This window comes from Protofrankia sp. CiP1_Cm_nod3 (assembly GCF_982290655.1).
Window position 1 is genome coordinate 6,378 of record NZ_CEVIVD010000148.1, and the last position, 567, is coordinate 6,944.

Annotated in this window: 2 pseudogenes; one reads left to right on the plus strand and one right to left on the minus strand. The window is 75.0% G+C overall.

Annotated elements, in window-relative coordinates:
* A pseudogene (locus AC5LUJ_RS20385) lies at positions 1 to 433 on the plus strand (hypothetical protein); the annotation flags it as partial.
* 10 nt (positions 434 to 443) lie between these two features.
* On the opposite strand, the pseudogene AC5LUJ_RS20390 reads toward AC5LUJ_RS20385, so the two are convergent.
* A pseudogene (locus AC5LUJ_RS20390) lies at positions 444 to 567 on the minus strand (aromatic compound degradation protein PaaI); the annotation flags it as partial.

Genomic DNA, 567 nt, shown 5'->3' on the forward strand with positions numbered 1-567 from the left:
GAGTGGTCCGAGTGGTCCGAGTGGTCCGAGTATCCGGCCGCTGCTCCGGCAGGCCCTGCACCTGGATACGGCGGCTCCGGGCCTGCACGGGCCGGCGGTCCTCGGCGGCGCCCGCGTGATCGGCGCGCTGCTGATCGCCGGGCCCGGGCCGGACGGGCTGGGCCTGCCCGCCGGCACGACCGGCACCATCGGCCCCACCGGCACCATCGGTCCCGCCGACATCGGCAGCTCCACTGGCACTGGCGGAGACGCCGTCGGTGCCGACATCAGCACCGACGGCGGGACGTTCGCCGCGCTCCCCCTGGCCGGGCCAGGTGTTCTCGTCAGCGCGCTGGCCTCCGACGCGGTCACTCTCCGGCGCTCCCTGGAGGCCGGGGCGACAGCCGTATCCGCGCGGACAGCCGTACCTTCGCGAACGGGCGAGACCGCGTGAACGGTCCGCGCTACGTGCCCGAGGTGGCGCTCTCCAGCGGAAAGACCAGAAAGGTGCTGCTGGCGGTCGCGACCACCTTGCCGGCGGCGTCGCGGACATCCCCCTCGGCGAACGCGACCCGGCGGCCGGGCTTA